At 57.4% G+C, this 25,625-nt stretch carries 23 protein-coding genes and 1 tRNA gene; 9 read left to right on the top strand and 15 right to left on the bottom strand.

The features are described 5' to 3' along the window. Positions 1-2 precede the first annotated feature (2 nt). Both ACPOL_RS25375 and ACPOL_RS25370 read right to left on the bottom strand, forming a co-directional pair. On the bottom strand, positions 3-2,522 hold the full coding sequence (locus ACPOL_RS25375; protein ID WP_114209528.1) for a tetratricopeptide repeat protein: 2,520 nt from the start codon (positions 2,520-2,522) through the stop codon (positions 3-5). Positions 2,523-2,608: 86 nt separating this feature from the next. Then, entirely contained in the window at positions 2,609-3,307 is a 699-nt protein-coding gene (locus tag ACPOL_RS25370; protein WP_114209527.1) for a class I SAM-dependent methyltransferase, read from the bottom strand. A gap of 329 nt (positions 3,308-3,636) precedes the next feature. On the opposite strand from ACPOL_RS25370, the gene ACPOL_RS25365 reads away from it, so the two are divergent. The 5 genes from ACPOL_RS25365 to ACPOL_RS25345 all read left to right on the top strand — a co-directional run bounded on the left by ACPOL_RS25365 (position 3,637) and on the right by ACPOL_RS25345 (position 6,799). Then, positions 3,637-4,017, top strand: coding sequence for a flagellar FlbD family protein (locus tag ACPOL_RS25365; RefSeq protein WP_114209526.1), 381 nt, complete (start codon positions 3,637-3,639; stop codon positions 4,015-4,017). A 15-nt stretch (positions 4,018-4,032) separates the two neighbouring features. Beyond that, positions 4,033-4,806 (top strand): flagellar motor protein, encoded by a 774-nt coding sequence (locus ACPOL_RS25360; RefSeq protein WP_114209525.1) that lies wholly within the window; start codon positions 4,033-4,035, stop codon positions 4,804-4,806. Between the two features lie 20 nt (positions 4,807-4,826). Further along, entirely contained in the window at positions 4,827-5,663 is an 837-nt protein-coding gene (locus tag ACPOL_RS25355; RefSeq protein ID WP_236657023.1) for a flagellar motor protein MotB, read from the top strand. A 72-nt stretch (positions 5,664-5,735) separates the two neighbouring features. Then, complete coding sequence (locus ACPOL_RS25350) at positions 5,736-6,110, top strand: tetratricopeptide repeat protein (protein ID WP_161557565.1); 375 nt, start codon at positions 5,736-5,738, stop codon at positions 6,108-6,110. Further along, positions 6,107-6,799, top strand: coding sequence for an endonuclease III domain-containing protein (locus tag ACPOL_RS25345; RefSeq protein ID WP_114209523.1), 693 nt, complete (start codon positions 6,107-6,109; stop codon positions 6,797-6,799). The genes ACPOL_RS25350 and ACPOL_RS25345 overlap by 4 nt, the downstream gene beginning before the upstream one ends. 169 nt (positions 6,800-6,968) lie before the next feature. On the opposite strand, the gene ACPOL_RS25340 is transcribed toward ACPOL_RS25345, so the two are convergent. From ACPOL_RS25340 to ACPOL_RS25290, 11 genes are all read right to left on the bottom strand, one after another. Continuing rightward, positions 6,969-8,006, bottom strand: coding sequence for an Asd/ArgC dimerization domain-containing protein (locus ACPOL_RS25340; protein WP_114209522.1), 1,038 nt, complete (start codon positions 8,004-8,006; stop codon positions 6,969-6,971). A gap of 28 nt (positions 8,007-8,034) precedes the next feature. Then, positions 8,035-8,847 (bottom strand): CDP-diacylglycerol--serine O-phosphatidyltransferase, encoded by an 813-nt coding sequence (pssA, locus tag ACPOL_RS25335; RefSeq protein ID WP_114209521.1) that lies wholly within the window; start codon positions 8,845-8,847, stop codon positions 8,035-8,037. Then, complete coding sequence (locus ACPOL_RS25330) at positions 8,844-9,509, bottom strand: phosphatidylserine decarboxylase family protein (RefSeq protein WP_114209520.1); 666 nt, start codon at positions 9,507-9,509, stop codon at positions 8,844-8,846. The genes pssA and ACPOL_RS25330 overlap by 4 nt, the downstream gene beginning before the upstream one ends. Positions 9,510-9,723: 214 nt before the next feature. Then, positions 9,724-9,933 carry a DUF465 domain-containing protein gene (locus tag ACPOL_RS25325; RefSeq protein WP_114209519.1) on the bottom strand — a complete coding sequence of 70 codons (210 nt, stop codon included), beginning with the start codon at positions 9,931-9,933 and terminating at the stop codon, positions 9,724-9,726. A 55-nt stretch (positions 9,934-9,988) separates the two neighbouring features. Next, positions 9,989-10,519, bottom strand: a complete 531-nt coding sequence (locus ACPOL_RS25320) for a GNAT family N-acetyltransferase (RefSeq protein ID WP_114209518.1) — start codon at positions 10,517-10,519, stop codon at positions 9,989-9,991. Next, complete coding sequence (gene tsaB / locus ACPOL_RS25315; protein ID WP_114209517.1) at positions 10,516-11,283, bottom strand: tRNA (adenosine(37)-N6)-threonylcarbamoyltransferase complex dimerization subunit type 1 TsaB; 768 nt, start codon at positions 11,281-11,283, stop codon at positions 10,516-10,518. The genes ACPOL_RS25320 and tsaB overlap by 4 nt, the downstream gene beginning before the upstream one ends. Next, positions 11,283-11,690: a methylmalonyl-CoA epimerase gene (gene mce / locus ACPOL_RS25310; RefSeq protein WP_114209516.1), complete on the bottom strand. Its 408-nt coding sequence runs from the start codon at positions 11,688-11,690 to the stop codon at positions 11,283-11,285. Before mce ends, tsaB begins: the two co-directional genes overlap by 1 nt. 46 nt (positions 11,691-11,736) lie before the next feature. Next, a complete protein-coding gene (gene meaB, locus ACPOL_RS25305; protein ID WP_236657022.1) occupies positions 11,737-12,708 on the bottom strand; it encodes a methylmalonyl Co-A mutase-associated GTPase MeaB in 972 nt (323 codons plus the stop codon). A gap of 50 nt (positions 12,709-12,758) precedes the next feature. Continuing rightward, positions 12,759-13,691: a hypothetical protein gene (locus ACPOL_RS25300; RefSeq protein ID WP_114209515.1), complete on the bottom strand. Its 933-nt coding sequence runs from the start codon at positions 13,689-13,691 to the stop codon at positions 12,759-12,761. Positions 13,692-13,757: 66 nt separating this feature from the next. Further along, positions 13,758-14,909, bottom strand: coding sequence for a type IV pilus twitching motility protein PilT (locus tag ACPOL_RS25295; protein WP_114209514.1), 1,152 nt, complete (start codon positions 14,907-14,909; stop codon positions 13,758-13,760). A 64-nt stretch (positions 14,910-14,973) separates the two neighbouring features. Beyond that, on the bottom strand, positions 14,974-15,831 hold the full coding sequence (locus ACPOL_RS25290; protein ID WP_114209513.1) for a hypothetical protein: 858 nt from the start codon (positions 15,829-15,831) through the stop codon (positions 14,974-14,976). 131 nt (positions 15,832-15,962) lie between these two features. Between ACPOL_RS25290 and ACPOL_RS25285 the strand changes: the two genes are divergently transcribed. After that, positions 15,963-16,038, top strand: a tRNA-Lys gene (locus ACPOL_RS25285). A 159-nt stretch (positions 16,039-16,197) separates the two neighbouring features. Beyond that, on the top strand, positions 16,198-17,643 hold the full coding sequence (locus ACPOL_RS25280) for a hypothetical protein (protein WP_114209512.1): 1,446 nt from the start codon (positions 16,198-16,200) through the stop codon (positions 17,641-17,643). 18 nt (positions 17,644-17,661) lie between these two features. Here the strand turns inward: ACPOL_RS25280 and ACPOL_RS25275 are convergent, their stop codons facing one another. Next, on the bottom strand, positions 17,662-18,471 hold the full coding sequence (locus ACPOL_RS25275; protein WP_236657021.1) for an NIPSNAP family protein: 810 nt from the start codon (positions 18,469-18,471) through the stop codon (positions 17,662-17,664). 255 nt (positions 18,472-18,726) lie between these two features. Between ACPOL_RS25275 and ACPOL_RS25270 the strand changes: the two genes are divergently transcribed. Together ACPOL_RS25270 and ACPOL_RS25265 are read left to right on the top strand one after the other, a co-directional pair. Then, positions 18,727-21,996 carry a TonB-dependent receptor gene (locus ACPOL_RS25270; RefSeq protein WP_161557564.1) on the top strand — a complete coding sequence of 1,090 codons (3,270 nt, stop codon included), beginning with the start codon at positions 18,727-18,729 and terminating at the stop codon, positions 21,994-21,996. Between the two features lie 181 nt (positions 21,997-22,177). Beyond that, positions 22,178-24,457 carry a protein kinase domain-containing protein gene (locus ACPOL_RS25265; RefSeq protein WP_161557563.1) on the top strand — a complete coding sequence of 760 codons (2,280 nt, stop codon included), beginning with the start codon at positions 22,178-22,180 and terminating at the stop codon, positions 24,455-24,457. A 20-nt stretch (positions 24,458-24,477) separates the two neighbouring features. Here ACPOL_RS25265 and ACPOL_RS25260 read toward each other — a convergent pair whose 3' ends face one another. Beyond that, entirely contained in the window at positions 24,478-25,602 is a 1,125-nt protein-coding gene (locus ACPOL_RS25260) for a DUF917 domain-containing protein (RefSeq protein WP_114209509.1), read from the bottom strand. Positions 25,603-25,625: the final 23 nt, after the last annotated feature.

Here is a 25,625-nt window from a genome sequence, read left to right as displayed (position 1 = left end):
AGTCACTTGGTACACCAATTCTCCCAAAGCCGCCGCAACAAGGTGGAGAGTTCCCGCGCGAAGAGCTCCGGCTCGCCGAGCGGCGAAGCCAGGAAGCGGGCGCGCATTCCGGCGCGAAGTTGAGCGAGAGCTTCAAGATTTTTCGCCCAATTAAGGCCTTTTGCGACGAAGTCATCCTGGTCGCGGGCGACGAAATCCTCTAGGCCGGCGTGCCCCAGCATGGCGGCTCCCAGCCGCCCCGCGGGCGTGTTTCCCTGTAGCGTAAGCGTGGGCACACCCATCCACATCGCGTTGCCGGTGGTGGTGGCGCCGGTAAAGGGAAACGGATCCAGACAGATATCGATCCTATGATGGAGGCCGAGATAGATGTCGATCGTAGAATTTGAATGGAACTCGAGCCGCTCCTTCGCGATCCCCTCCTGTGCAAACCAACTTTCCAGGAGCTCATGACGCCCGTCGGCGGCCATCGCGCCGAGGATCATCCGCGACCCCGGCAATTGGCGAAGCAGCCGCGACCACAGCCCCACCGTCTCCGGATTCAGCTTGCCCATCCGGCTGAAGCTGCCGAAGGTGAGGGGGCCGTTGACTAGCGCGGGCAACGCAGAGACCGCAGGCGCAGCCATATTGGGTTGAAAGGCAGCCACCACCGGCAAACGAATGATCGTCTCGGTGAAGTAACGATCGAACTCGCCAGGCGGAAGGAATACCGGGTCGGCCAGGTAGTAGTCCATGCACTTCATTCCGCTGCTGCCGAGATAGCCAATCCAGCCAATCTGAATCGGCGCGGGCTTGCGAGCAAACACCATTGGGCTCCCTCCGGTGTGTCCGCAAAGATCGAAGAGGATATCGATACCGTCGGCCCGGACCTTCTCCGCCAAAGCCTCCGGGGAAAGACCAGCCGATGAGGTCCAATGTTGGACCTGCCTCCGCATGCGGAGGGTAATTTCGTCTTCAAGGCTCCGGTTGTTATAGATATGCAACGCGAAGCCGCGATCGCGTCCGAGCTGGGACAGCATGGGTTCCACAAAAGAAGCCATCGCATGCTTGTAGAAATCTCCGGATATGAAGCCGATGCGGAGAACACGCGCCGGATCGCGGGAGTTGGAATGCGGCCGCCATTGTCCGACCAATGGAGACTCGAATCGCTCTCCAAACCGCAGTTGCTCGGCGAATTGGTCTTCGATCGCGTACCCGATCTTATGGCCAAGGCAAAAGAGATAATTGGAATAGAGAGGGGCGCTGGTAGGATCGGCTTCGATGGAGCGCCGGTGCGCGGCAATCGCCTCTTCCATCCGCCCCAATTGGTGCAGGCATCCGGCGAGATTAACCAAGGAATCAACGAAGTCCGGATCCTGAACGAGAGCTCGGCGAAACAGGTCCTCAGCTTCAGCCAGCCGCCCCATTTTCTGAAGCAGGGTGCCGAAGTTGCTTAAGGCATGGAGATGAGAAGGCTCGGCGTTGAGCGCCTCCCGGTAGCAGCCCTCGGCCTCGTCAAGCTTGTCGCGAAACTGCAGAACGACCCCGAGATTGCAGCTGCCATCGGCGAAGACCGGACGAAGCTCGAGCGCCCGGCGGCAGAATTGCTCTGCCTCCTCGAGCCGGCCTTGTTTTTGCGCCGCGAGCCCCAGCCCGGTCCACGGCTCGGGATACTCCGGGCACCAGGTTGTGGCGCGCCGGTAACAGGCTTCCGCTTCGGCGTAACGCGACAGCTCCAATAGCGCGACGCCAAGATTGTTTTGCATCTCAGCGTCGCCGGGAAGCAGCTCCGCAGCGCGCAGCTTGATTTCGAGCGCTTCCTCAAACCGCTTCTGCCGCTGCACCGCGGCGCCGATCACCTTCCAAAGAAACCCGCGCGCAGGGGACTTCGTCGCTAGGCCGCGAGCGAGCGCCTCCACTTCAGCAAAGCGGCCTTGCCGATACAGTCCCATGAGCTCGGCTTCTTCGTCGGCCTCTTGCTTGGCGATCGCCGCAGATACGGTCGGCAATGAAGCAGATTGTTTCCACCTGACTGCCCGATCTTTTGCCCTTTGACCTCTTTTCCGGATCTTTTTGGCAACCAGAGGCGAGGCCGCAACGGAGAGCGGAGTTGAAGCAGGGACCGAAGAGATCTTCGCCTCTTCCCGCCTCCTCTCCGTATGCGGACTGGAGAGCGCTCGCAGCCGAACCTCCAGCGACTCAGCGCCTGGTCCGCCGAGGCCGCATAGACGAGCCTGGGCCAGCATCTCGACGGCTGCCCCGGTCTGCCCCAGCCGAATTAGAGTGTCGATACAGCTCAGCCAGAACTGCGGCTGCCGCGGGTCGGCCTGGAGAGCGGCCTGGAAGTGGCCCAGCGCAAGCGCCGCGCGACCGGTGTGCGCGGACAGCACCCCGAGGTTGTAGTTTGCATCGGCCTGGTTGGGGCACGTTGCCAGAATCGCGCGATAGAGCCGCTCGGCCCCCGCAAGATCTCCCGACTCAAGCCCGTTCTTGGCTGCGCGCAGAGCGGCGTCGACATTCAGTTCATTCGCTTGCACCGTCAACATGGATCACCCCGGGCGACTTGGGCCGCCTTCTTCCTGGAGCTCCGCAGCAGCCCCGTCCCGAGCAATGGATCTAGCCAGCCACCGCGCTAGGTCGCAGTTGCAGTCTCGATCTCTTTGACCGCTGGCAAGCTTACCGGTTGGGATAGCCGACCGCTCCAGACAGCCATCTTTATCGGGATCGTCCCCCGTTCAAAGACCACCACACTATCGTAGAAGCTCATCCCGAAGGTATGCCTGGTGATGAAATCGGGGACCAGAGCGCCGCGAGCGTGGTCGGCGTTCAGGGCGTCGACGAATTGCTTGCTAAGGCTGATGAAGCTCTCCGGCTTACACAGTCCGCCGCCATACTCCTCCCAGTAGGCAGTATGCAAGTCCTCGACGACATAGATACCGTTCTTACTTAGCTTGGGATAGAGGAACAGAAAGCTGCTCCTGAGATGCTGCATCTGGTGGCTTCCATCATCGATCACGATATCCGGAGCGCCGAACTCATCCACGACAGATTGCAGGAAAGCCGGATCGCTTTGGTCACCGATGCGTATGTGGATGCCCGGCTCCTCATGCCGCAGGCACTCGGGATTGATGTCGATGCCCACGATCGTTGCTAACGGCCCGAAGTATCGCTGCCACATCTGCAGCGACCCTCCGTGAAAAACTCCGATTTCAATGACCGTAACGGTCTTGTTCCGCCAGGCACAGAGATGCTTCTCATAAATCGGAAAGTAATGCTGCCATTTGTAGATGATCTTGCCTTGATTGGTCTTGAAGTCCTGCCAGAGATTCATCGCGTTTTGCTCCGTGAGGCGGCTTGCCCACGCCTATAGTCTCCCTCGTCCCGCATACCCGGTTGGAGCGATTCACTCCATATGGCCAGGCACTTGCCCATTTTGGAGATGCAATCCCAGAAAGAAAGAAAGACTCGCGAGGCCGCGAGTTGCGCACTCGATAATCCATCCGAGCCCTTGTAGATCGCGGGCCCTATTAAGGTCCGTGAGGCTGACGGCGTAAGCCGACAAAGTAGAGGTGGATCCGGATTTCGCCGACGAATGTTGAGTCCTTGAACATTCAGCCCCTTTCCGCCGATAACGCCTTAGAGCCCGGAGGAGGAGCCTCGATGATTGAACTCACTCGGCTGAACGGCAATCCACTCTTCGTCAACTGTGACCTGATCAAGTGGGCTGAAGCGTCTCCGGATACGATGCTCACCCTGGTCAACGGCGAGAAGGTGCTGGTCCATGAGTCGTGCGCTCAGGTGGTCGAGCGCATGACATTGCAGCGAGCCAAATTGCTGGCGGAGGTGGTCAAACTGGTCCCTGACGGCAGAACACTGTTGCATTTAGCGACATTTGCCACGACGCTTCCGAGTCCCAGGCAACTCGGACAAAAGCCAATTCGAAATACACAAAGGCTTTCGTTGATGAGAACCAGTCCGGCTAGAAAAGCCTTCAAACACCTTTGCATTCAATGCCACATGCGACGACCGTCCCGAAGATAAGGACCCTGAATTCGAATGGACAAGAGCAGCATCATCGGAGTTCTGCTGGCAGTGACCGGCATCATCGCGGGCTTGCTGATCGAAGGTGGAAGCCTCGGCCAGATTCTGCAGCCAACCGCGGCCATGATCGTCTTTGGGGGAACCCTGGGAGCGGTGATGCTGCAGTTTCCGCTTCCTATGGTTCTGGCTGCTTTCAAGAAATTCATACAGGTCTTTGTGGGTGGGAAGAGGGATACCGATCAAGCATTGAAGCAAATCATCGACTTCGCCAACAAAGCCCGGCGGAGCGGCATAGTGTCGCTCGACCAGGAGCTGAAGAAAATCACCGATCCCTTTCTTAAACAAGCCATCATGTTGGCGGTGGATGGGACCGAACCTTCGGAACTGCGGAAAATCATGGAGATCCAGATCGAGAACCGCGCTGAGGAAGAGGAGCGCATTCCGGCGGTCTTCGAGTCGGCCGGCGGCTTCTCTCCTACGATCGGGATTATCGGTGCAGTGCTCGGTTTGATTCAGGTCATGCAGCACTTGGACAAGATCGAAGAGGTAGGCAAAGGCATTGCCGTAGCTTTTGTGGCCACGATCTATGGAGTCGGAGCGGCCAATCTGATTCTGCTACCTTCGGCAGGCAAACTGAAGATCCGCATCCAGGAAGAACGCGTCTACAAGGAGATGATGCTGGAGGGGGTAGTGTCTATCCTCGAGGGGATGAACCCTCGCATGATTGAGATTAAGCTGCAGAGCTTCCTCTCCGAAGACAAGAACCGCAAGTCGCCGGTACGCGCCTGACCGGCCGATCCGAAACCGAAATGATGAGACGAAAGAAAAACAAGCCGCATGTCAACCATGAACGCTGGCTGGTTTCATATGCCGACTTTATTACCCTCATGTTCGCTTTCTTTGTGGTGATGTATGCCACCTCGAAGGCCGACGTGAAGAAGCAGGTGCAGATGGCTGATTCGATCGATTCGGCCTTTCGCACTCTGGGCCTCTTCCAACAGACGCCAACTAAGAACGGGGCTGCCGGACTCGCTCATAACCAGGAAGGTCCGGTTACCCCGATGAACATTGTCTCGGGAGAGGAACTGATGGCTCCTCCGGCGGTCAAAGTGGATCTGGAGAAGCTAAAGGAGCGGCTCTCCGGGATGCTCTCGACCCAGATTGCAGAACACGTCGTTTCGATGAAGATCGGCCGTGACGGGCTGGTCATATCGCTTCGGGAAGCGGGATTTTACGATAGCGGTTCGGCGGCAATTCATACGAATTCCTTGCCCGTCCTGAATAGAATTGCAACTGCATTGGCGAGTTCTCCCTACGACATCCGCATTGAAGGGCACACCGACAACGTTCCCATCCACACCGAACAGTTCGACTCGAATTGGGAGCTATCGACCAGCCGCGCGACCCGGCTGACGCGAATCTTCGTCGCCGACAGCTTCGCGCCCTACCGGCTGTCGGCATCAGGGTATGCGGAGTTTCACCCGGTTGCTCCCAACGACACCGCTGACGGCCGCAGCCAGAATCGGCGGGTGGACATCATCGTGCTCCCGCGGACGAGCAGTCACCCGGAGCTATCGATACCGACGCAGGTTCCGGTTGCCCTTGCCGGCGTCATCCACCATGGAAGCGTTGTTTCGCGGCATTGAGGGCGCCTTTGTTCCAGATTTCTGGTGTGCTCATCGGAGAACTTATCATGGAAACTTATCATGGGAGTACGCATGACTTCCGAAAGCGCGATCCGCAAACAGGCTGAAAGCTTCTACGACCAGGCACTGGATTGCGTTGCGAGAAACGACGGCAGATCGGCAATTCGCCATTTTCAGCAGGCGCTGGCGATTGATCCGGAATTCCTGGACGCAATGCATGGACTGGTCCGAGCATTTCAGGATTCGGGCGACTACCGCCGCGCGATCGATACGGCGCTTGAACTGATCATGCGCGACCCAGAAGATCCGCTTGCACATACCAGCCTGTCGATTCTCTATCAGCATCAAGGAAGAATTCCTGAAGCCGAGGCCGAAGCCCTCAAAGCCAAACTGCTCGGCTGGAAGCAGCAGCTGCGAACTCTAAACGGAGCCGGATCGCCAGAATGAGGAAGGCGCGGCTCGGCCAGATGTACCTCCGATTGACTGCCGTCTATGGTCCCCAGCAATGGTGGCCGGCAGCCACCTCCTTCGAAGTCATCGTCGGGGCCTATCTCACCCAAAACACCTCATGGAAAGGCGTAGAACGATCAATCCAGAACCTTGCGGCACATGGTTCGCTGACCATCGACGGTGTTCGTGGATTGCCCGACGAGGAGTTGCGCCAGCTGATCCGCCCGTCGGGATTTATGGTGCGAAAAGCTGCAGCGCTGAAGGCCTTTGTCACGTTGCTCGACCGCGAATACCGGGGTTCGTTAAGTCAGCTTGCTGCCGAACAGCCCGAGACTGCCCGGGTGAAGCTACTCGCCCTTCCTGGAGTTGGACCTGAGACCGCCGATGCCATCTTGCTATATGCTTTGGGTCATCCAGCCATGGTGGTTGACGAATACCTCCGCCGCATCGTCACTCGGCACAGGCTCTTACCCGCGAAGGCAACTTACTCGGAGATCCAGGCGCTCGCAATAGACGCGCTAAATGAAAGCTATCCAGAAGGCGACCGGAATGCGATCGTCCAGCACTATAACGAGTTTCACGCGCTCGTCGTGATGGTGGGAAAGACCCACTGCGGACCCACTCCGAAGTGCGACGGTTGCCCGCTCGCCGAATTCTTGCCCATTTCAGGTCCGTTCCTTAAATAGCTTCATTGAAGATTTCATATCCTTGCCGTGCCGCGCAGGTCCTTAGTACCCGAAAGAGGAACCATCGCCAGGCTGCTAGCCGATTTGGCCGGGTTTTTTCTTTCTACGGAATTTTTCATCAGCCGTGAACCGTGCGCCAGCGATAGTCCGCCTGACTAGTTGTCGCCAGTCATTGGACCTTTCCCTGCGGGCGCAATTTGCGCAATTCGAGTGCGCAAGCCACCGCGTTAAGGGCTGAGAGCTTCAGGTTGTCGGCGGCTGCCCAAATCCAGAAACGTTGCCGTCCTTCTTCCCCTCGCACCCGCACCATGATGTCTTCTTCTCCAGCGGTGCTAAGATTGCTGGGTGCATCTTGATCGCCGAGAACCACGTCGACATGTTCGCCGGTAAGCGCTGCTTCTAATTCTTCAACAGAGGCGGGCTGCTCCAGTTCAATGCCGAGAGAAATGCCATAACCGTGGAATACGGGAGCATGGATCAACTGCACGCTCACCTGAGGTAGTCCTCCCCCGGATAGCAACCCATAATGGCGGCGGATACGCAATTCCGTTGCACCGAGGTCCACCTTCGCTTCCTCGCCGAGAACTGGCAGCAGGTTGAAGGCCACCTGAGCGTCATAGGTCTCCTTGGGCAGAGGTTGGAAGGACAGCAGGCTGATGGTCTGCTGATGCAGCTCATCCATGGCGGAGCGGCCATGTTCCGTGGCCGGCTCGAGGACGGTGGCCCAGGCGCTGGCGACCGGTCCCACCTTTTTGACGCGAAGCAATAACAGCGCCAGCGCGACGGCGGCAGGATGCGCCGGCACGATCGCCGGCGTTCTGAGATCGGGAGTTGCCTTTCCTGAGGAAAGACCGTTCAGCTCCTCGCGCACCCACGGAGAACGCACCAATACATCGGGTTCGCCTTCGAGCGCGTAAGTAAGATCGAGAATGCTGGCGCCAGAACGGGAGGCGCTCTTCCAGTGCTTTAGCGTATTGCCGGCGTCTCCAGCGAAGAAAACAAAATCCGCGTGATCAAATGACTGTGGATCGATCATTTGCACCACAGTGACTTCGTCCCCCACCGCCTCGACCTTGCCCAACGAACTCTCATCATCCAGCAGCACAAAGTCGGACGCTGCAAACGCGGATTCACCAAGCGCCTCGTTGAGTTCCTTGCCGCGAAGGGAGCCAGCACCGACGATCGCAATCCGATAATTCTCAGGCATTAAGTCTCGTTTCACATGTTTGAGGTTTTCAAGCAGCGTTCGCGGGCTTTCGTCCTCGCGACCAGGAGTAGGCAGCACGGGAAAAAATCCCCGAGCACGTATAAAAAGCAGCCATGAGCAACAACAATACCTGAGAAAAAACCACCAGCGCATAGACAAATGCGCCCAGCAAAATCAACAAACGAAAGGGATGTCGATTAAAAAGGTTAATCTCCTTGCCGCTCCAGAATCGCCAGGTGCTGACCATGAGAAAGCCGATCAGGCCGACCAGTCCCATCCACAGTACGGACATCCACCAGACCGCCAGCGGCTCGCCTCGGAAAAAATGCACGACAGCGGCGATCATCCCTGCCGAGGCCGGGATCGGCATGCCCACAAAGTACTTCCGGTCCCCGCGTCCGGGATTGAGGGCAACCGGATTGTGGCTGATATTGAAGCGCGCGAGCCTTGCCGAGCCACAGATAAGAAAAAGAAAACAGATGAAGGCTCCCAGTTGCACCAGGCGCTGCCGGATGTCTGAATATCCTTCCAAGGCGAGCGAGCGAAAACCCCAGCTGAACGCTAGGATGCTCGGAGCTACCCCGAAGGTAATCACGTCGGCGAGTGAATCGAGTTCCTTGCCGAACTCGCTGGTGGTATTGGTCATGCGGGCAATGCGGCCGTCGAGCGCGTCGAACGGAATTGCGAACCCAATCGCCAGAGCCGCGTAGTTGAAGTGCTGCGGCGCCAGCACCGAACCCTCCAAACTCTGAGTGATGGCGTAATAACCCGCAGCGATATTTCCGGCGGTAAAAACAGACGGCAGAATGAAGAGGCCCCGCCGACGTTGGCGGGCGATCAAATTCTCCTCTCCCCGGCGATCATCGGCTCGCCGGACAAGGGCGTAGGCACCGGCACCTTGGCCAGCACCGATGCGCCGCCCCTGACCCTATCGCCTTTTTTTACCGAAACAGCGGCATTCCCTGGCAGCAGCACATCGACTCGCGAACCAAACTTGATCAAGCCTACGCGTTCACCGCGCTCGACCCGGTCACCAACCCGCTTATTGAAGACAATCCGCCGCGCCAGCAGACCCGCGATCTGCTTGAAGACGATCTGGCAGCCATCTCCCTCGACAACCACGGTATTTTGCTCATTCTTGTCTGCAGAAGCCGGGTTCATTGCATTCAAAAATAGACCCTTTTCGTAGCGAACTTCCCGCACCAGCCCGCTTAAGGGGGAGCGATTGACATGCACATCGAAGACGCTCAAGAAGACACTCAGTTTAATTTGCTTGCCCGAGAGCGTCGAAACGTGTTCAACGCTGGTTACTACCCCGTCAGCAGGAGAAACAATCAGACCAGCTCCGGAGGGAATTCTGCGCGCCGGGTCGCGAAAGAACCAGAGAAAGAACGCGGCGAGCAGAAGAGGAACGATCGCCCACAGCCATCCTCCCGTCCACCAGATCAGCGCCCCGGCGACCGCCAGCAGGCCGAAGCCATAAAAATATCCGTCACGCACCATGAACTTGAGTTAGCGACCTTCTATTCCTGAATGTCACAGGCTTTGAGCCTGCCCTCTTCCATTATAGGTGCGTATAGGTCGCGATGAAGGTCAATGCGTCGTAACGCGCGCTGGCGCGTTCTATGGGACACAAAAAGCCATTCCCCTGCGGCGTCCAGTGGTCCAGGCGCCGCAGCACGAATGGGTGACGAAGCTGCCGTAATCCAGGGCTTGGCTAGTTGAAGCGAATGAAAGGACGATGGCCCATCATCTCGTCTTTGACACGAAGTTTGAGTTTTTTCAAGCGGACTTCCTCGATCTGCTCTTCAGCTGATAGATAGGGGCTGTGGGAGAGTCCATCAAGTTTCTCAGAATACCGGCGGTGTTCCTCTTGCAGCTGCTGGATTGACACGTCGTCTTGCGTTCCGGTTGTTTCTACCTTCATGCAACACCTCTTTCCATAAGACGTATGAAAGTATCACTCCGGTCGCCTGATCTTTTCAATCCACTTGTTGAGGAAATTCTGAAAGTGCGAAGGTTTCGCGTAACTCCAGTTCCAAATTGATGCTCATTAGGACAGCATCTTCCTCAGAAAGGTGAAAATATCCCGGGCGGCGGCCAATTTCGGCTAGCTTAAAGCTCTGATAAAGGCGGATTGCCGCCTGGTTTGAGGCTCGCACTTCGAGAGAAAAGCGCCGGGCCCCTTGGGATCTTGCCAGTTGCAGGCCCGCGGTCATCAACCGTCTACCGATTCCCTGCCCTTGCAGAAAAGGAGCGACTACGATCGACTCCAGCTCCGCCTCGGAGTCGCCCTGAAGTTTTAACAGGCGCAAGACGAGAAAGCCTGCCAGGGAATACCCCGATTCTGCTACCAGGGCAAACCGCTGCAGAGCCATAGCGGCATTCTGCTCGAGGCAGCAGAGGTAGTCGTCGCGGGACCAATGCGGAGCAGTATCGGTTTGCCGCTCCATCCCGATCACCGCCTCCACATCCTCGGCGGTCATAGCCCGGATGCGAATCGCATCGCTCATCTTTGATGAACATCAGCGGGTGCCGAGTCAACCGACACCGAAGCAGGGCGTGGGTCAGCACACGATGGAGCGGCCCGCAGTGCTGCATGTTCGGCGATCCTGGCAAGCATCTCGATCTCAGAACGACGCAGATAGTTGGCGTCTAGCAGGGCCGTATCGTCGAAGTCCTGGGCGAGAAACCGGTTTGCACCGGCAGCAAGCGCGTCGATCGCAGCTGGTGCAGAGACTAGTCGTGGCCCGATCTCCGATAGGGACTCAAAAACTCGGTTTTCACAGACGAGAACCGGGTACTTCCAGTTCGTCATCGCCTCCATCAAATTTTCGCGGGTCAGTAGAATTTCCTGAACGCAAATTCCGTCTTGATAGACGCCCACAAAAAACTCGCCGCGACCTGCGTCGAGGACGGCAATCGCCGTGCCCTGGGCTTTCAGAGCCAAGAGCCTGAGGCGAGAAACGGCAATAATCGGGACGGCGAGAGCCTCAGCAAGACCTTTTGCCGCACTGACGCCGATGCGGATCCCGGTAAAGCTCCCCGGACCATGAATGACGACGATACCCTGCAACTGCGGAAGTCCCACGCGAGTCTCTGCAAGCACCTCAGAGATGGTCGGGATAAGCTGCTCGGAATAGCTTCTGCCCGCAAGTTCGCGGGCGGCCGCGAGCCGCACCTGCGCTGGTTCGGAGCTCCGGGTGGCGGGGTGGGCTGTCAACTCACCGAGCGCCACTCCTCCCAAGGTCCCGCAAGTATCGATAGCTAAAAGCATCAGACGTCCGCGATCGAATCCTGACAGATCTCTACCAGCACTCCGCCGGCACTCTCTGGATGAACAAAGAAATACAGATGACCGCCGGCTCCGATCTGAAGATCGTCGTTTACCAGCCGCACACCCTTGGCTTTGAGTTCTTCGAGGGTTCCCGAGATATCGTCGACGTGAAAGGCCACATGATGAAGGCCTTCGCCTCGACTCGCCAGAAACCGTCCCACCGGAGAATCGTCGCTGGTGGGTTCAAGCAGCTCGACCCGGCTTTCGCCTACCGGAATCATTGCGGTCCGCACCTGTTCGTCGGGCACTTCTTCTTCCCGCACCACCGATAGCCCCAGCGACTCGTAGAATCCGCGAGCGGCCGCAATGCTCTTGACCGCAATGCCTAAATGATCGATCGTTGCCATAATTCTGTCTTGGTCTCCTTAAGTCAATCTTCTCTGCCATTTTCTCTTAGTTCCGAGCAGCCTGCCGCAATCTCTCCATCATCCTGGGCAGCGCCAGGTAAGGATTGACGGTGCCGGCAGCGGCCGCCTCGGCCAGCTTCGCAAACTCGTCCTCGCCCCCGCCTGGCCGTTGGATATTGCGTAGCACTTCCTGCCTGATCATATTCGAGATGCGCTCTCGCCATTGTGCCGAGCGCCTTGCGAACAATCGTCCTTCCATTCCCAGCCACTGTTCCTGTGCTCCGATGGCAGATTGCAACTCGGCGATTCCGTCTCCAGTGATGGCTACGGTGCGAATAATGTGAACATCCAAATTCGGTTCTTTGGACGAGTGACCCAAACTCTGCATCGCTCGGAGCTCTTGTTCGAGACGGTCGCTCCCCTCGCGATCGCTTTTGTTGATGACCAGGACATCGGCAATCTCCATGATTCCCGCTTTCATGCTCTGAATATCATCACCCATCCCAGGAACCACCGCGACAACGCAGACATCCGCCAGACGAACGACGTCGATTTCGTCCTGACCTACGCCGACTGTTTCGATGAGAATGACGTCTTTGCCGCTGGCTTCGATGATGGAGACAACATCTGCCGTGGTACTCGCCAGGCCGCCCAGAGCTCCGCGAGTCGCCATGCTGCGAGTGAAAACGCCGGAATCTGCGTGATGGGCCTGCATTCGGATGCGGTCCCCTAATATGGCGCCCCCGGAATAGGGACTCGTCGGATCGACGGCGACCACGCCAACGGTTCTTCCCTGGCTGCGGTATTGCGTGACCAGGTGGTCAACCAGAGTGCTCTTGCCTGCCCCTGGGGAACCAGTAATACCGACCCTCAAGGCGCGTCCAGAATATGGAAAGCAACCTGCAAGGATTTTTGGAGCCAGCGACCCGCCGTTCTCGACTTCGGAGATGGCTCGGGACAAAGCGCGGACGCTGCCGCCCCGAAGTTGTTCAATCAGCTCTTCAATTGCATCAGTCATGCTCAGCAGCGATCATATCGCCAGCTCAGTCATGACGGCTTTGTGACTGCTCAGTGAACGTCCATCGAGTAACGCACCAGAATGCCATTCACATATTCTGCGTGAATGAGGGTGCTTCCCTGAGCATAGGTTTCAGAGTGGACATGAAGACCGTCATGATCGGTGTCGGTGACATTTGTCGGATTTCCCAGCAGCGCTCGCACCTGGTCCTGATGCATTCCCTTTTGCAAGCCGTGCGATGGATCCGAAGATGCTCCGGTGCTCTGTGACATCACCGCCGGCTGGAGGGTGGCCGCCGGGGGTGGGACTGCATCAGCCGGGGACCCTCCAGTCATCTGGGCTGGAAAGCTGACGTAGGGGGACAACGCCGCGATTACGTCCTGCGGAGTCACGTTGGGAGGAACCTTGCCGTCGTATTTCAAGTTGAAGCGGGAGCCGCCCTTCATCCGGCTGTCATCGACCTGCATTTTCTTGACTTGTGCAGCCTGCTGGGCGATAGCGCGGTTACGTTGATCGTCACGCTCCCGCTGACGGCGAAGATAATCCAACTCCCGCTGAATGCGGCTTTTCTGATCGGAGTCGTCGGTATTGCTGAGTTGATTCTCCAGGTCCTTCTCGCGATCGCTTTTGGGCGCCGGAGTGAATTGAACGGCAGTGTTGGTGTCGTCCCCGAAAGTGCCGAAGCCTCCTCCGCCTAGCTGGAACTCGATCAGCTTATCCTTCACCTTGACGGTAGTGATCATGACCGCATCGCCGCTGCGCAGCGAGGCCGGGAAGCTCTTCATCCGCTTGCCATAAGCCTTCGCGTCGAAAGCATTTGGCTTGCCTGGATAGATGTCAATCCCCTGTTGCGTGCCGGGCATATCGATCTTCACCACCACTTGTTTGCCTTCAAAGAATTGGCTCAGCGCGGTGCTTGCATCCTGGGCTTGGAGGGAGAGCGTGGCAAATACCAACAGAAGTAGGGCGACCGGCTTTTTCATTGGATTCTTCCCTATGCATTCTGCCGTTTTCTAAGGAAATTTCAAGATAAAAGTAGCTACAGTCCCTCAGGAATGCCGTGAAGGGGTGTCGAGATGCTGGCGCAGCTCAGCCTGGTTGTAGCAGTGGGCGTAAGCAGTCTCGCGCAGGATGCGGCCGGCGCGTACCAGTTCGGCAAGTGATTGCTCCATGGTGAACATCCCGTCCGCCCGTCCGACTGAGATGTGGGACCGTATCTGGTGATCCTGACCGGTACGAATCAGATTACGGATCGCCGTTGTCGCAAGCATGACTTCTATCGCCGGATAGCGCCCACTACCATCAGCGGCCGGGACCAGCTGCTGGGAGATGACCGCCAACAACGCCAACGAGAGCTGCTGCCGGATCTGCGGCTGATGCGAACTAGGAAAAGTGTCGAGAATACGAGAAACCGTCTGGGCGGCGTCATTGGTGTGCAGCGAAGAAAGGACGAGATGGCCAGTCTCGGCCGCGGTCAGCGCAACCGCCATCGTCTCGGCATCGCGCATCTCTCCTACCAAAATCACATCCGGGCTTTGACGTAGCACAGCGCGAATCGACTGAGCAAAACTGGGGGTGTCATGTCCAACCTCGATCTGTTCGACGATCGATCCCCTATTCATGTGCTGGTACTCGATGGGATCCTCAATGGTAATGATGTGGTCGCGGCGGCGACCGTTGATTAGGTCGATCAGGGCCGCCAAGGTTGAAGTCTTGCCGCAGCCCGTTGGACCGGTGAGCAGGATGAGCCCCTGGCGACGCTCCGTCAGCGGGGCGAGCACGGAAGGCAGGTGCAGCGACTCAAGCGACGGCACCTGGGGTGGAAGCAGGCGTATGCTGGCCGCTAAAGTCCCGCGCTGATAGTGAAAATTGGCGCGAAACCGGCCAATAGAATTCCGCACAAAGCAGAAGTCTAAGGACCTCTCGCGCTGTAGTTCCTCAGATTGATCCGTGGTCAGGAGGGGCAGCAACATGCCGCGAATGTCTTCGTGTGTGAGCGGCTTACCCGCCGCCGCACTGAGGCCGCCATTGACCCGGAGCGCAATCGCCGAACCGACGACCAGGATCATGTCAGAGGCATTGCGTTGCGCGGCGAGCGCAAGTAGTTGATCGAGCGAGGTGCGTTCCCCGCTGCGCACGCCAGGAACGGAACGATTCAATTCGTCGACAAGCCGGGATAATTCGCTCTCGTATGCACTCATGCGCGTTCATTTATCGTAAATCGTCAGCGACCGATAAGCGTCGCAAACGAGGACCCTCGCCGGGTCAATGACAGCGCACCAGCTCCCGAGAATAGAGCGGGTTTTTCGGGTAGCTGGAGGCCAGCCCCCGAAGCAGGTTGCAGCCTTTGTTCATGTCCTTGTCACGGAACGCGGCCACAGCAAGGAGCAGCTTGGCAAAGGGCGCGAGCAGAACCCCGTGATCAGCGGTTTTCTGGAGTTGCTCAATTCCCTGCAGTTTGTCGGTCTGCATTCCACCCATCTGAAGCATCCAACGGATCGGAGCGGGTTTGATGCCGGTCAGGTAATTCTCAACCCCCAGGGCGATGTAGGCGTCGTAGGCGTCTGGCTTCTCTTTGAGCAGCAGATCGGCGTCCTCACGTCCTTGCTTTGTGTAGTTCAGGGCGGCAAGATCTCGTTTCTCGATTAAGGCCGCGTAATCGGAGCGCAAGCCAAGCGAAAGCACCTTGGCGAACCGTGCGTTTGTATCGCTGGCATTCTTGAGCAGCGCGGCGGCTGCCAACTGATCGCCCATTGCCAGCTGATTCTGAAACTGATCCCTGATTTTCGGATCCGGAGTAAGCTTCTTACGGTCTTCATAGCTCTTGTCATCAACAAATAATTGAGCTTCCAGCACGCCGAGCCGGGCAAACTCCGCGAAGAGAAGAGCAGTGGCATGGGCGACTGGCCCCATTGGATCCTGAGGATGCTGCTTCTGCCATTCATCGAAGTCCTGCGTCGCCTGAGAGAAATCCAGGTTGTACATGCTGTGGAAGCCGTTCTGCATGAGAGACTGAGGGGCAATCTCGGCGCTCTTGGAAGTGGATGGGGTAACCGCCAGCAATCCGAGAGCGGAAATGGTGAGAAACCACCGGTCAAAGAACTTGCGGAAAGATGGGGTCATACTTTGAATAGTTCATCCAGTCTGTCGATAGTACCGCATGGTTGAGGGATTCACGATAGGCGGTGTTACGCCGAAAGCTTAGTCATGGGATGCAGAATGTCTGTGTTAATTTGAAAGTAGCGGTAAATAGTGAGCTCGTAGCTCAGTCGGTAGAGCAACGCACTTTTAATGCGTGGGTCGTGGGTTCGAATCCCACCGAGCTCACCACGATATCCCCTAGAACTAAACACACCGGTAAATCCAAAGTTGCGCGGCGCCAAGACCGCCCCGCGGGTTATTGAGCCGGGCATGTGCTAAGGTTTCCTGGTATTTCCCGTTCCTTGTTGGTTGTAGCCTCCATCTTTCGCCCTCGGTTAGCGGCCCTATATGAGATACGCTGCGCTGCTTCTGGCCTTGTTCGCCTTGGCCCCCGATACCCCCCAAACGTGGGACCAGACTGCCATTCACTCACTCGAGCTGCCGCTCGCAAACCCGGAATATTCTCCGGTCCACCTTGATCGGGACCGATATTACCAAATCTCAGAGCGAGTCATTTACAAGTCCTATCCGGTATTTGCCCCGGGACGCGAACCGGCCGGATATGGGGATTGGCTCAAGACGCGGGATCCAGAGATCATTTTCCCAGTAAATGCGCCCAGAGATGAAGATGCATGGATCGCTGCGGGAGAGATCGTCTTCAATGCGCCCACCTCGCTGCACCCGGTATTTTTCAGTGAGCAGAACCTGCGCGATCCAAACTTTTTCAAGGAGACCGGCATGCCGGTGGCGAAGGATGGAACGATACCCTTCGCTCGCTGGGTGGTCCGGCGCAAGGGCATTGTCGAATTGGGGTCAATGAGCTGCGCCACCTGCCACACCCGGGTGCTGGCCGACGGTACGGTCGTACCTGGAGGGCAAGGCAACAACCCCAACGATCGTGAAGGAGCGCTGCTCCTGAGGAGTTCGGCAAAATTTATGCCCGAGAGCAAGGTCCTCGCCCAGGTGCGCGGCTTCGCCCGGCAGTTCGAAGTGCCATGGGTTCCAGGAGACATCAACCGGCTGCCCGAATCGATGAGTCTTGAGGAGCTGGCTGCAGCCGGAGAGGCGATCCCGCCCGGCGTCACCGCCCGCGCCAACACGAGTATCTTGCTGCCTCCGCAAATCCCGGATCTGATTGGGGTTCGGGACCGGCACTTCCTTGACCACACCGGATTGGTCCGTCAACGTGATATCGGGGACCTGATGCGCTATGGTTCGCTCGCTCAGGATATGTTTGCGGCCGACCGGTACGGGCCGGACAAGACCGAGCCGCCGCTTCCAGCTGCCCGCTATAGTGATGGACAACTCTATGCGCTTGCCAAATATCTCTACTCTCTGCAACCCCCGCCGAATCCAAACCGCTTGGACGCATCAGCGGCTCGCGGAAAGATCCTCTTCGCCCAACAGAAATGCGGCGTCTGCCACACGCCGCCGCTCTACACGAACAACAAGCTGATTGCAGTAGAGGGGTTTACCGGAAGCGCAGCCCCAGCGGAGGTGATGCCGATCCATATAGGCGTCGATCCGCGCTACACCCTGCAAACCCACAAAGGTACTGGGTACTACAAGGTCCCCTCACTCCGGGGAGTGTGGTATCGCGGGCCCTTCGGCCACAATGGTTCGGCTCTCACGTTAGAGGATTGGTTCAATCCCGCTCGCCTCGAGCCTGACTACATCCCGACTGGTTTCAAAGGCTACGACGGCAAGACACGGTCGATTCCCGGTCATCCCTTTGGACTCAGCCTCAAACCCTCGGAACGGGCAGACTTGATCGCCTTTCTCAAAACGCTCTAAGCCCGGCTCAAGTGGTTTTCAGATCTGGGAGCAGGTAAGCGGCGTCAGAATCAGGTTCGTGATGCTGCTTACGATCTCTTCAAAGGCATAGCGGGGCGAGCTAGAGAGTTTCTTCCAGTTCGGATCGGCACCGAAGACCGCCCAACGGGCATTCAACTCTTCCATCGATGGAAAGCTCAACATGTAGGTAAGCTTTGGCAAGCGTGGACCTATCAGGGCGTCGCCGTAGAAAACGGGATGAAATCCGGCGTTCCGGAAGACATCCAATTCGGCCTGATTAAACATCTCGACCTTGCGGACGTGGTCACGGTCGCTAGGGCTCTCGTACGTTCGCAGTTGAAAGATTCGTTTGGCTGCAGTGGCCGGCGGAGTCAGCTTCGGCCATCCCTCAAAGGCTGCAAGCAAGGTACTCTCGACGCGAAGAAACGATGGCGCTGTCGCAGGTGCGGCCCAGAAGGGATCCGCGTCCTTGAGAAATTGCTCGTCCTGGGCGAGATGCAGATCGAGAGTGGCTAAGGACTCGACCGAGTTGCCCGGGACGAGCAGGTAAAAGGTTGGCGTCTCCGGTCCGATGGTGAGTTGGAAAGCGCCCACTGGACCAACTTTCATGCGCATGAGCGCCGGGATGAGCGCCGTTGCGAAATAGCTCTCGGTGAGCTTCGTTTGTGGCCCCGACTGCAGCTCGTAGCGTCGGAGCAGATAAAATTCGCGAGAGGCTGCTGGCGCCGCTTGTGCTCTTCCTTTGCGGGTAAGGGTTAATGCTGAAGTAGCCAGGCTGGCGGCGAGAAACTGTCGGCGTTGGATGATGACCTCCGAGGAATGCACCATTCTACTGCAAGCGACCACCGTGTTTTGCCAGTCACTCTGTTGCTCGGTGAAAGGGCCTTGAATCCTATAAGGGACAGGATGATATCCTCCACTCGCCCCGGGCATAGACTTACTAAGATAGATTTCCACTTTAGATACCGGAGCGTGTAGCTTGTTTAGCAAAGGCGCGGGGTCAGATGTCCGGCACATGCGTCAGATTCAATCGACTGGGAATTGTCCTATAGGCGGCCGTTTGCATTCTCTCAAGGATCGAATGTGAAGAACGCTTTGCGTCATGCCTTGCCTGTGATATTCGTGTTTGCGACCCACCTGCTTCCTGCTGGCGGTCAGAGCATTACTTCCGAGATCCTGGGAACGGTCCGGGATGCTTCCGGCGCGCTAATTAGCGATGCCCATGTCACCGTACGCCAACTGGCGACCGGAACCACTCGAGAATCGCGCACCGACTCGATCGGGAGTTATGACATCGCGGGCTTGCAGCCTGGTGGGTATGAAGTCGTGGTCCGGCACGACGGCTTCAAGACCGTGGTGAGATCCAATATCAATCTGCTAGTCAACCAGCAGGCAGTCGTCGATGCCGATCTTCCGGTCGGTTCGGTCGAACAACAGATCGTCGTGACCGAGGCTGGTCCCATTCTCGAGACCACAACCTCGCAGATGAGCACCGTGGTAAGCGCGAATATCCTTCGCGAATTGCCACTGAACGGGCGTGATCTCTTTCAGCTGACGCTGCTGCAGCCAGGTGTACTGCCAACCACGAATGCGGGACCCAGCCCTTTCTCAGAGGGTGGGATCACCAAGGCTGCGGTCCAGGGATCCCGTCCGACCATGAACAACTTCAATCTCGATGGCGGCGACATCAACGATCCCGGGTTCAACACCTACCCGGGGGGGCCGGCCGGAGTGCAGCTCGGCGTCGAAGCCATCCGCGAATTTCGGGTGCTTCTGAACACTTATAGCGCCGAATATGGGCGGAATGCGGGAGCGAATATCCAGCTGGTTTCGCGCTCCGGGACGAACGAGTTTCACGGATCGGTCTTTGACTTCGTTAGAAATTCCGCACTCGACGCTCGAAATTATTTTGATCTTAGCCAGATTCCTTCATTCACGCGCAATCAGTTTGGTGGAGCGCTAGGCGGCCCGCTGCTCAAGAACAAGCTGTTCTTCTTCGCCGATTATGAAGGACTTGATGAACAACGAGGGATTACTACCAGCGCGACCGTTCCCGACGATAATGCCCACCTGGGACTACTGCCGTCTGCCGCTAACCCGAGCCTGTTGATTAACGTGGGGGTGAATCCGCTGATTTCCCCCTTTCTGGCGTTGTTCCCTCATGCAAACGGGGCATCGCTTTCGGGCGGATTGGCAGTCCTCAATACCTCCCGCAACCAGCCGACACTGGAGAATTATGGGCTGCTCAGGGTCGACGATCAGCTAACGGAAAAAGACCAGCTCTTCGCCAGATGGGTCATCGACAACGGATACTCGATTGTTCCCTTTCAAAGTACGTTTGTTCCCGGCTTCGATGGGAAGCGTACGGTTGCGGATAACTACCTTCTCCTGAGTTGGCAGCGAGTGATCAACACCAGCCTGCTGAATGAGGCGAAGTTCAATTACAACCGGACTTCGTATCAGGCGACGACCGACAATGAATCGCCCCTCAGCATCTCGTTGGAAAACCATCGCCCTCTCGGCGGGCTCGCCATCTCCGGCCTTCCCTTGATCGGCAATAATTTAATCTTCCCCTCCGGCACCTCCTCGAACACCTTCGAGGAGTTTGACAACGTTTTTCTCACCAGGGGCCGTCACTCTCTTAAATTTGGCGCAGACGCCAAGCGAATCCAGGTCAACGGGCCGTTCGATTTTTTCATCGATGGCGAATACAGCTTTGATGATCTCTCCTCGTTTGGCATTCCGGCGCAGAGCACCGATCCAGCACTTGAGTTCTTCCTGGAAGGCGTCCCTTATACCTACTTTGGGGTCGATCCTAACTTTGCCGACTCGAACCGCGGCTATCGCCAGAACTATCTCGGCTTCTATATGCAAGACGACTGGCGGATACTTCCCCAGCTGACGCTGAATCTTGGACTGCGCTGGGAGTACTCCAGTAACCCGTCCGAAGAGGACAACCGGCTGTCGAATATTCGCAAAATCGCGACCGATCCCGGACCAACGGTAGGCAAGATATGGCAGAGCGTGCCACTTGACCTCTGGTCGCCGCGGGTCGGCTTTGCGTGGACCCCCGAAGCAAGCGGAAAGACCGTGCTGCGCGGCGGTTTTGGGGTAATGCGCGATCAGATTTGGGCAAACCTGTATTTCAATACGCGTTTCTATGAACCGTTCTATAAGCCGCTGCTTTATATCCTGCCAAGGTTTGCCGCGCCTCCAACCAGCGTCGATTCAATCGTTGGCCCGATTCCTCCCTCTGTAGTGGGTAGCTTCGGCATGACTTATCGCCCCTCCTTCCCCTACTACATGCAGTACAACCTCAATATCGAACGCCAGCTTGATCCAGTCACGATCCTGCAGATCGCCTACGTCGGATCTCGAGGGGTGCATCTCGTCCGTACCGGCGAAGCCAATGACTTACCCGGAGGCCGGTCGATCAATCCCCTGCTTGGCTCTATTCCACTGATCGTCACGGATGCCAATTCCGCCTATGACTCACTCCAGGGACGGCTGCAGAGGAGCTTCAGCTCGGGGCTTTCACTGCAGGCTTCGTATACCTATTCAAAGTCCATCGACGACCAGAGCGGAGCCTACCCCAGCGACTGGGACTCCGAGTCAGGAGTCTCGCAAAACTTCTTCGACCGCGAGGCCGACCGTGGTCGCTCCTCCTTCGACCGACGACATGCATTCGTCTTCAATTCGCTCTACGATCTGCCCTTTGGTCCGGGCCGACGCTGGGGTCAGAGTCTGACTGGAGTGACAGGAAAGCTGGCCGAAGGCTTCCGAACGGGGTTGATCGTGAGCGCCTTGTCGGGGGTGCCGTTCACGGCGAATCTGGGGTCGTTCAATAATTCGGCGACCTTTGCGGCCGATCCCGCCGATCGCCCCAACTTGAAGCCCGGGGTGAACCTGTGTTCGGGCGCGGTGACTTATCGCAAGCCGACCGGATGGTTCAACCCCGCCGTCTTCACCTTGCCGCCGCCTGGTGTGTACGGCAACAGTGGCAGAAATACCATGTGCGGTCCGGGGCTGGTTGACGTCGACTTATCGCTTACGAAGCAGACGAAATTGAATGATCGCTTCTCGATCCAGTTTCGCGCCGAATCCTTCAATCTGCTGAATCACGCCAACTTTGATGTCCCCGTCAACACTCAGGGGCCTACCGGCAGCGGAGGTAACGGCGACCAGGTCTTTGTTGGCAGAAGGCAGACGCTGGCCGACAAGGTCACCCTTTGTACCGCACAGAACGACCCCGAGAATCTTGGTTGTGGCGTCTTGAGTCCGAATGCCGGGATCATTTTTCGAACTGTCACTTCTTCTCGCCAGATTCAATTCGGCATGAAACTCATCTTCTGAGAACAACGGCAACACCGCAAACGATCCGTTCAGTAGCGATCCGCGACGATGTCACCACGAATCCGGCGATGGCTCAAACTGTAGCGCCCTCTCGAACCTTGTGGTGTCCATAGCTCTGCAACAATCCTCGAAAATGCGGCTACCGGCTCACGTAAGATGCTTGAGGAGGACACTTCAGGGAATGATCGGCAGGACGCTTTCTCATTACCGCGTGACCGCCAAGCTGGGCGCGGGAGCGATGGGTGAGGTCTATCGAGCGCACGACGAACGTCTCGAACGCGACGTTGCGCTGAAGGTGCTTCCGTCCGGCACTCTGAGCAATCAGGACACGCGCAGGCGCTTCCGTCAGGAAGCTATCATGCTTTCGCGGCTGAACCACCCGAACATCGCCCAGATCTATGACTTCGATAACGAGGAAGGCATTGACTTCCTGGTTATGGAGCTCGTCCGCGGAGTGACACTGGCCGCCAAGATGGCTTACGGCGTACTCAGTGAGAAGGAGATCATTCGCTTTGGCTGCCAGACGGCTGAGGCGCTCCAGGACGCTCATGAGCGCGGGGTCGTCCATCGAGATTTGAAGCCAAGTAACGTAGCGCTCACCGCGAAAGGCGACGTCAAGATTCTGGATTTTGGCGTTGCTCAGCTGCTTCATCTTGAGGATGAACGGCATACCGGAAACCATACCGATCCCTCCGCTGCAGCCACGATGGAGACAGTGGCCTTGGAGACCGGGATCAGCGGAACATTACCCTACATGTCTCCCGAGCAATACCTCGGGCAGCGAGTGGACGACCGTACCGATACCTGGGCGCTGGGCATCCTGCTCTATGAAATGGCTACCGGCTACCTTCCCTTCCCGGACCGGGCCGCAATGGCGCTCGCCGAGAAGATCGTATCCACCGAGCCCGTGCCGCCCACCAAGCTCAACCCCCAGCTCAAGCCAGAGATCGAACAAGTCATTTTGAAGTGCCTGCAGAAGAATCCCGACGACCGCTTCCTCTCGACCGGAGGTGTGGCGGACGCGCTGCGAAGGCTGCAGACGGGGAGCTTCTTCGGGCTGTATGTTCCGGGAGAATCGAAGCGTCTTGCAGTGCTTCCGCTCGAAAATCTCTCTGGCGACACCGATCAGGACTATTTCGTCGACGGGATGCACGAAGAGGTGCTGGCGACGCTCGCCCGAATCGGTTCGTTGACCGTCATCTCGCGAACTTCCGTGCGGCGCTACAAAGAGTCCCAAAAGTCTCTTTCGGAGATAGCGAAGGAATTGGGCGTCGATACGATCGTTGAAGGTTCGGTGCGGCAAATTAAGAACCTGGTCCGCGTGAATGTCAGTCTCGTCGATGTGGCTGCCGATCGCTGCGTGTGGACGGAGAGCTACCAACGGGAGATCGAGGATGTCTTAAGCCTGCAAAATGAGGTCGCTCGATCGATCGCTCGTGAAATCCAGGTAAAGCTCACTCCACAGGAAGAAGAGGAGTTGAGTAAAATCCGGATCGTTAAGCCCGAGGCATACAACGCCTACCTCAAAGGGCGGCACCAATGGAACAAGGTCACCGAAGAGAGCATTCGCAAGAGCCTCGAATATTTTGAACAGGCACTCGAACTGGATCCCGAGTATGCGCCGGCACATTCCGGAGTTGCCGATTGCTATATTGTGCTCGCGGACAGCGCCATCGGAACCCAGCCGCCGGCCCATGCCATGGTTAGAGCAAGGGGCGCCGCCGCTCGCGCGCTGGAGCTTGATAGCGGATTCGCCGAAGCCCATGCCTCGCTCGCCTTATTATCCTGGCGATTGTTGTGGGACTGGGAGGCGGCGGAAAAAGAATTTATTGAAGCGCTGCGCATCAATCCAAACTACGCAACCGCTCACCAATGGTATGGATGGTACCTCGGCGCTCGCGGACGGATGGGCGAGGCGGTGCGCGAGATTCAGCATGCCCGTAAGCTCGATCCACTCTCGCTTTGGATCAACTCGAGCCTCGGACTGGCATACTACTTCAGCCGCCGCTTCGATGATGCGATCCATCAGCTCAAGGAAACCCTGGAGATGGACAATAAGTTTCTGGTAGCGCGGCTTCCCCTGGCTTGGTCCTACCTGGAAAAGGGAATGCATGACGAGGCATTGGCGCATCTGGAACAAGGAACCGAGATGTCGCGCCGCAATCCCGCATATGTAGCCGCGCTGGCACATGCCTACGCCATTGCGGGAAGGCGGGATGATGCCATGAACGCGCTCGATGAGTTGCTAAGTGTCGCCGCAACCCGGTATGTTCCGTCCGATCAGATTGCCCGCGTGTACGTGGGGCTTGGTGATCTGGATAAGGCCTTTGAGTTACTTCGACGAGCTGCCGATGAGCCTTCGAGTTACTTAGCTTACCTAAAGCTCGATCCTAAGTCAGACCGCCTGCGAAATGATGCCAGATTTGACGAGTTACTGCGAAAGATTAATTTCCCTCAGTAGGGGTTCGGTCTTCCCTTCACTCACTGAACAGAGCCCTTGAGAAGCTCTTCAACTGGGACATAACTCCCCGCATAGCCGAGCGATTTTAACGCCTTCAGGAACTTGTCTAAGATGGCCGGGACCCGCATCTGCGGCAGGCAGGATGCCGCGATCACCGCAATCTCCTTACCTTGCGCCAAGTCGAGATCGGCGTTCGTGAAGGGCTGACCATCGGTCGTCAGATAGCAGATCAAATCAGGAGCCAGTGCGAGAGGCTTTGGCGAGAGGCTGCTCCATGCAATCAGGTTCTCGTTCTGGTTGTAGATGGTAAGTCTACCTCGCTCGTTCTTCAGCACCAGTGTGCCGAAGTCAAAGCCACCCTCGGTAGTTTGACTGGTCGAATCGATCGTACCCTTGAAGATCACCGTTCCGTCAAGGTAAGCGCGAACGGCCTCGACGGGATCCTTCTGTTCAGCCAATGTCTGCTTCAACGCAATTCCTAAATCTCGTGCATAACTCATGGTGTGGGGAATCGCAGCGGCTTTGACATCGGCGCCGGTCATGCTCCAGAGAGAGATACCGGCATCTTCAGTAAAGGCGCCCCCACTAATGATTCCGTCCGCGGTCACGCCGGCAACCGCAGGATTGGGCGCGTAGAAGGTGATCGCCTGGGTCGCATTGGCGAGCACGATAGGGGAAATCGGCAAGTTGTGGCTCGCATAAGTGACCATGTCGAGCTCCGGGATGGCGCGGCGGGCGCCATCGGCGTCAATGATCGGCAGGCCCAACTTCACGGCCACGGTCATAGGGACGATGCTGTTCCCGGCCCCGACCTCGGCGGGCAGAACAAAGCTGAAATGCTTGCCAGAAGCCGCCGCCTGCCGGTCGTCCAGACTCTTGAATGCGATCGATGCCACATCGAAGGGAAAACCCTCCGAGGCGGCGAGGGGCGACCCCACGCCCGCAGCGATGGCCGTGAGCGCGTCATCCGGAAGATCGTTGATCGGGTCCGCTAAATAGACCGTCCCTTGTTGGATGATCTGAGTGAGCAGCGAGGACCCCAACGAAAGAGGCCCTCCGCCGCCGCACCCCAGGATGCACGCACCGTTCAAGATGGCATGAAGATCATCCGTACTTAACGGCTTACCGATCGTCGCTACAGTCATCGCAAGTCTCCTTCTTACCAAAC

It is taken from the genome of Acidisarcina polymorpha (assembly GCF_003330725.1).
GTDB lineage: Bacteria > Acidobacteriota > Terriglobia > Terriglobales > Acidobacteriaceae > Acidisarcina > Acidisarcina polymorpha.
This window is presented reverse-complemented; position numbering and strand designations above follow the sequence as displayed.

Bases quoted from the DNA above. Each gene is read 5' to 3' on its own strand.
- ACPOL_RS25375 (WP_114209528.1), bottom strand. From the start codon at position 2,522: ATGTTGACGGTGCAAGCGAATGAACTGAATGTCGACGCCGCTCTGCGC.
- ACPOL_RS25370 (WP_114209527.1), bottom strand. From the start codon at position 3,307: ATGAATCTCTGGCAGGACTTCAAGACCAATCAAGGCAAGATCATCTAC.
- ACPOL_RS25365 (WP_114209526.1), top strand. From the start codon at position 3,637: ATGATTGAACTCACTCGGCTGAACGGCAATCCACTCTTCGTCAACTGT.
- ACPOL_RS25360 (WP_114209525.1), top strand. From the start codon at position 4,033: ATGGACAAGAGCAGCATCATCGGAGTTCTGCTGGCAGTGACCGGCATC.
- ACPOL_RS25355 (WP_236657023.1), top strand. From the start codon at position 4,827: ATGATGAGACGAAAGAAAAACAAGCCGCATGTCAACCATGAACGCTGG.
- ACPOL_RS25350 (WP_161557565.1), top strand. From the start codon at position 5,736: ATGACTTCCGAAAGCGCGATCCGCAAACAGGCTGAAAGCTTCTACGAC.
- ACPOL_RS25345 (WP_114209523.1), top strand. From the start codon at position 6,107: ATGAGGAAGGCGCGGCTCGGCCAGATGTACCTCCGATTGACTGCCGTC.
- ACPOL_RS25340 (WP_114209522.1), bottom strand. From the start codon at position 8,006: ATGCCTGAGAATTATCGGATTGCGATCGTCGGTGCTGGCTCCCTTCGC.
- ACPOL_RS25330 (WP_114209520.1), bottom strand. From the start codon at position 9,509: ATGGTGCGTGACGGATATTTTTATGGCTTCGGCCTGCTGGCGGTCGCC.
- ACPOL_RS25325 (WP_114209519.1), bottom strand. From the start codon at position 9,933: ATGAAGGTAGAAACAACCGGAACGCAAGACGACGTGTCAATCCAGCAG.
- ACPOL_RS25320 (WP_114209518.1), bottom strand. From the start codon at position 10,519: ATGAGCGATGCGATTCGCATCCGGGCTATGACCGCCGAGGATGTGGAG.
- tsaB (WP_114209517.1), bottom strand. From the start codon at position 11,283: ATGCTTTTAGCTATCGATACTTGCGGGACCTTGGGAGGAGTGGCGCTC.
- mce (WP_114209516.1), bottom strand. From the start codon at position 11,690: ATGGCAACGATCGATCATTTAGGCATTGCGGTCAAGAGCATTGCGGCC.
- meaB (WP_236657022.1), bottom strand. From the start codon at position 12,708: ATGACTGATGCAATTGAAGAGCTGATTGAACAACTTCGGGGCGGCAGC.
- ACPOL_RS25300 (WP_114209515.1), bottom strand. From the start codon at position 13,691: ATGAAAAAGCCGGTCGCCCTACTTCTGTTGGTATTTGCCACGCTCTCC.
- ACPOL_RS25295 (WP_114209514.1), bottom strand. From the start codon at position 14,909: ATGAGTGCATACGAGAGCGAATTATCCCGGCTTGTCGACGAATTGAAT.
- ACPOL_RS25290 (WP_114209513.1), bottom strand. From the start codon at position 15,831: ATGACCCCATCTTTCCGCAAGTTCTTTGACCGGTGGTTTCTCACCATT.
- ACPOL_RS25280 (WP_114209512.1), top strand. From the start codon at position 16,198: ATGAGATACGCTGCGCTGCTTCTGGCCTTGTTCGCCTTGGCCCCCGAT.
- ACPOL_RS25275 (WP_236657021.1), bottom strand. From the start codon at position 18,471: ATGGTGCATTCCTCGGAGGTCATCATCCAACGCCGACAGTTTCTCGCC.
- ACPOL_RS25265 (WP_161557563.1), top strand. From the start codon at position 22,178: ATGATCGGCAGGACGCTTTCTCATTACCGCGTGACCGCCAAGCTGGGC.
- ACPOL_RS25260 (WP_114209509.1), bottom strand. From the start codon at position 25,602: ATGACTGTAGCGACGATCGGTAAGCCGTTAAGTACGGATGATCTTCAT.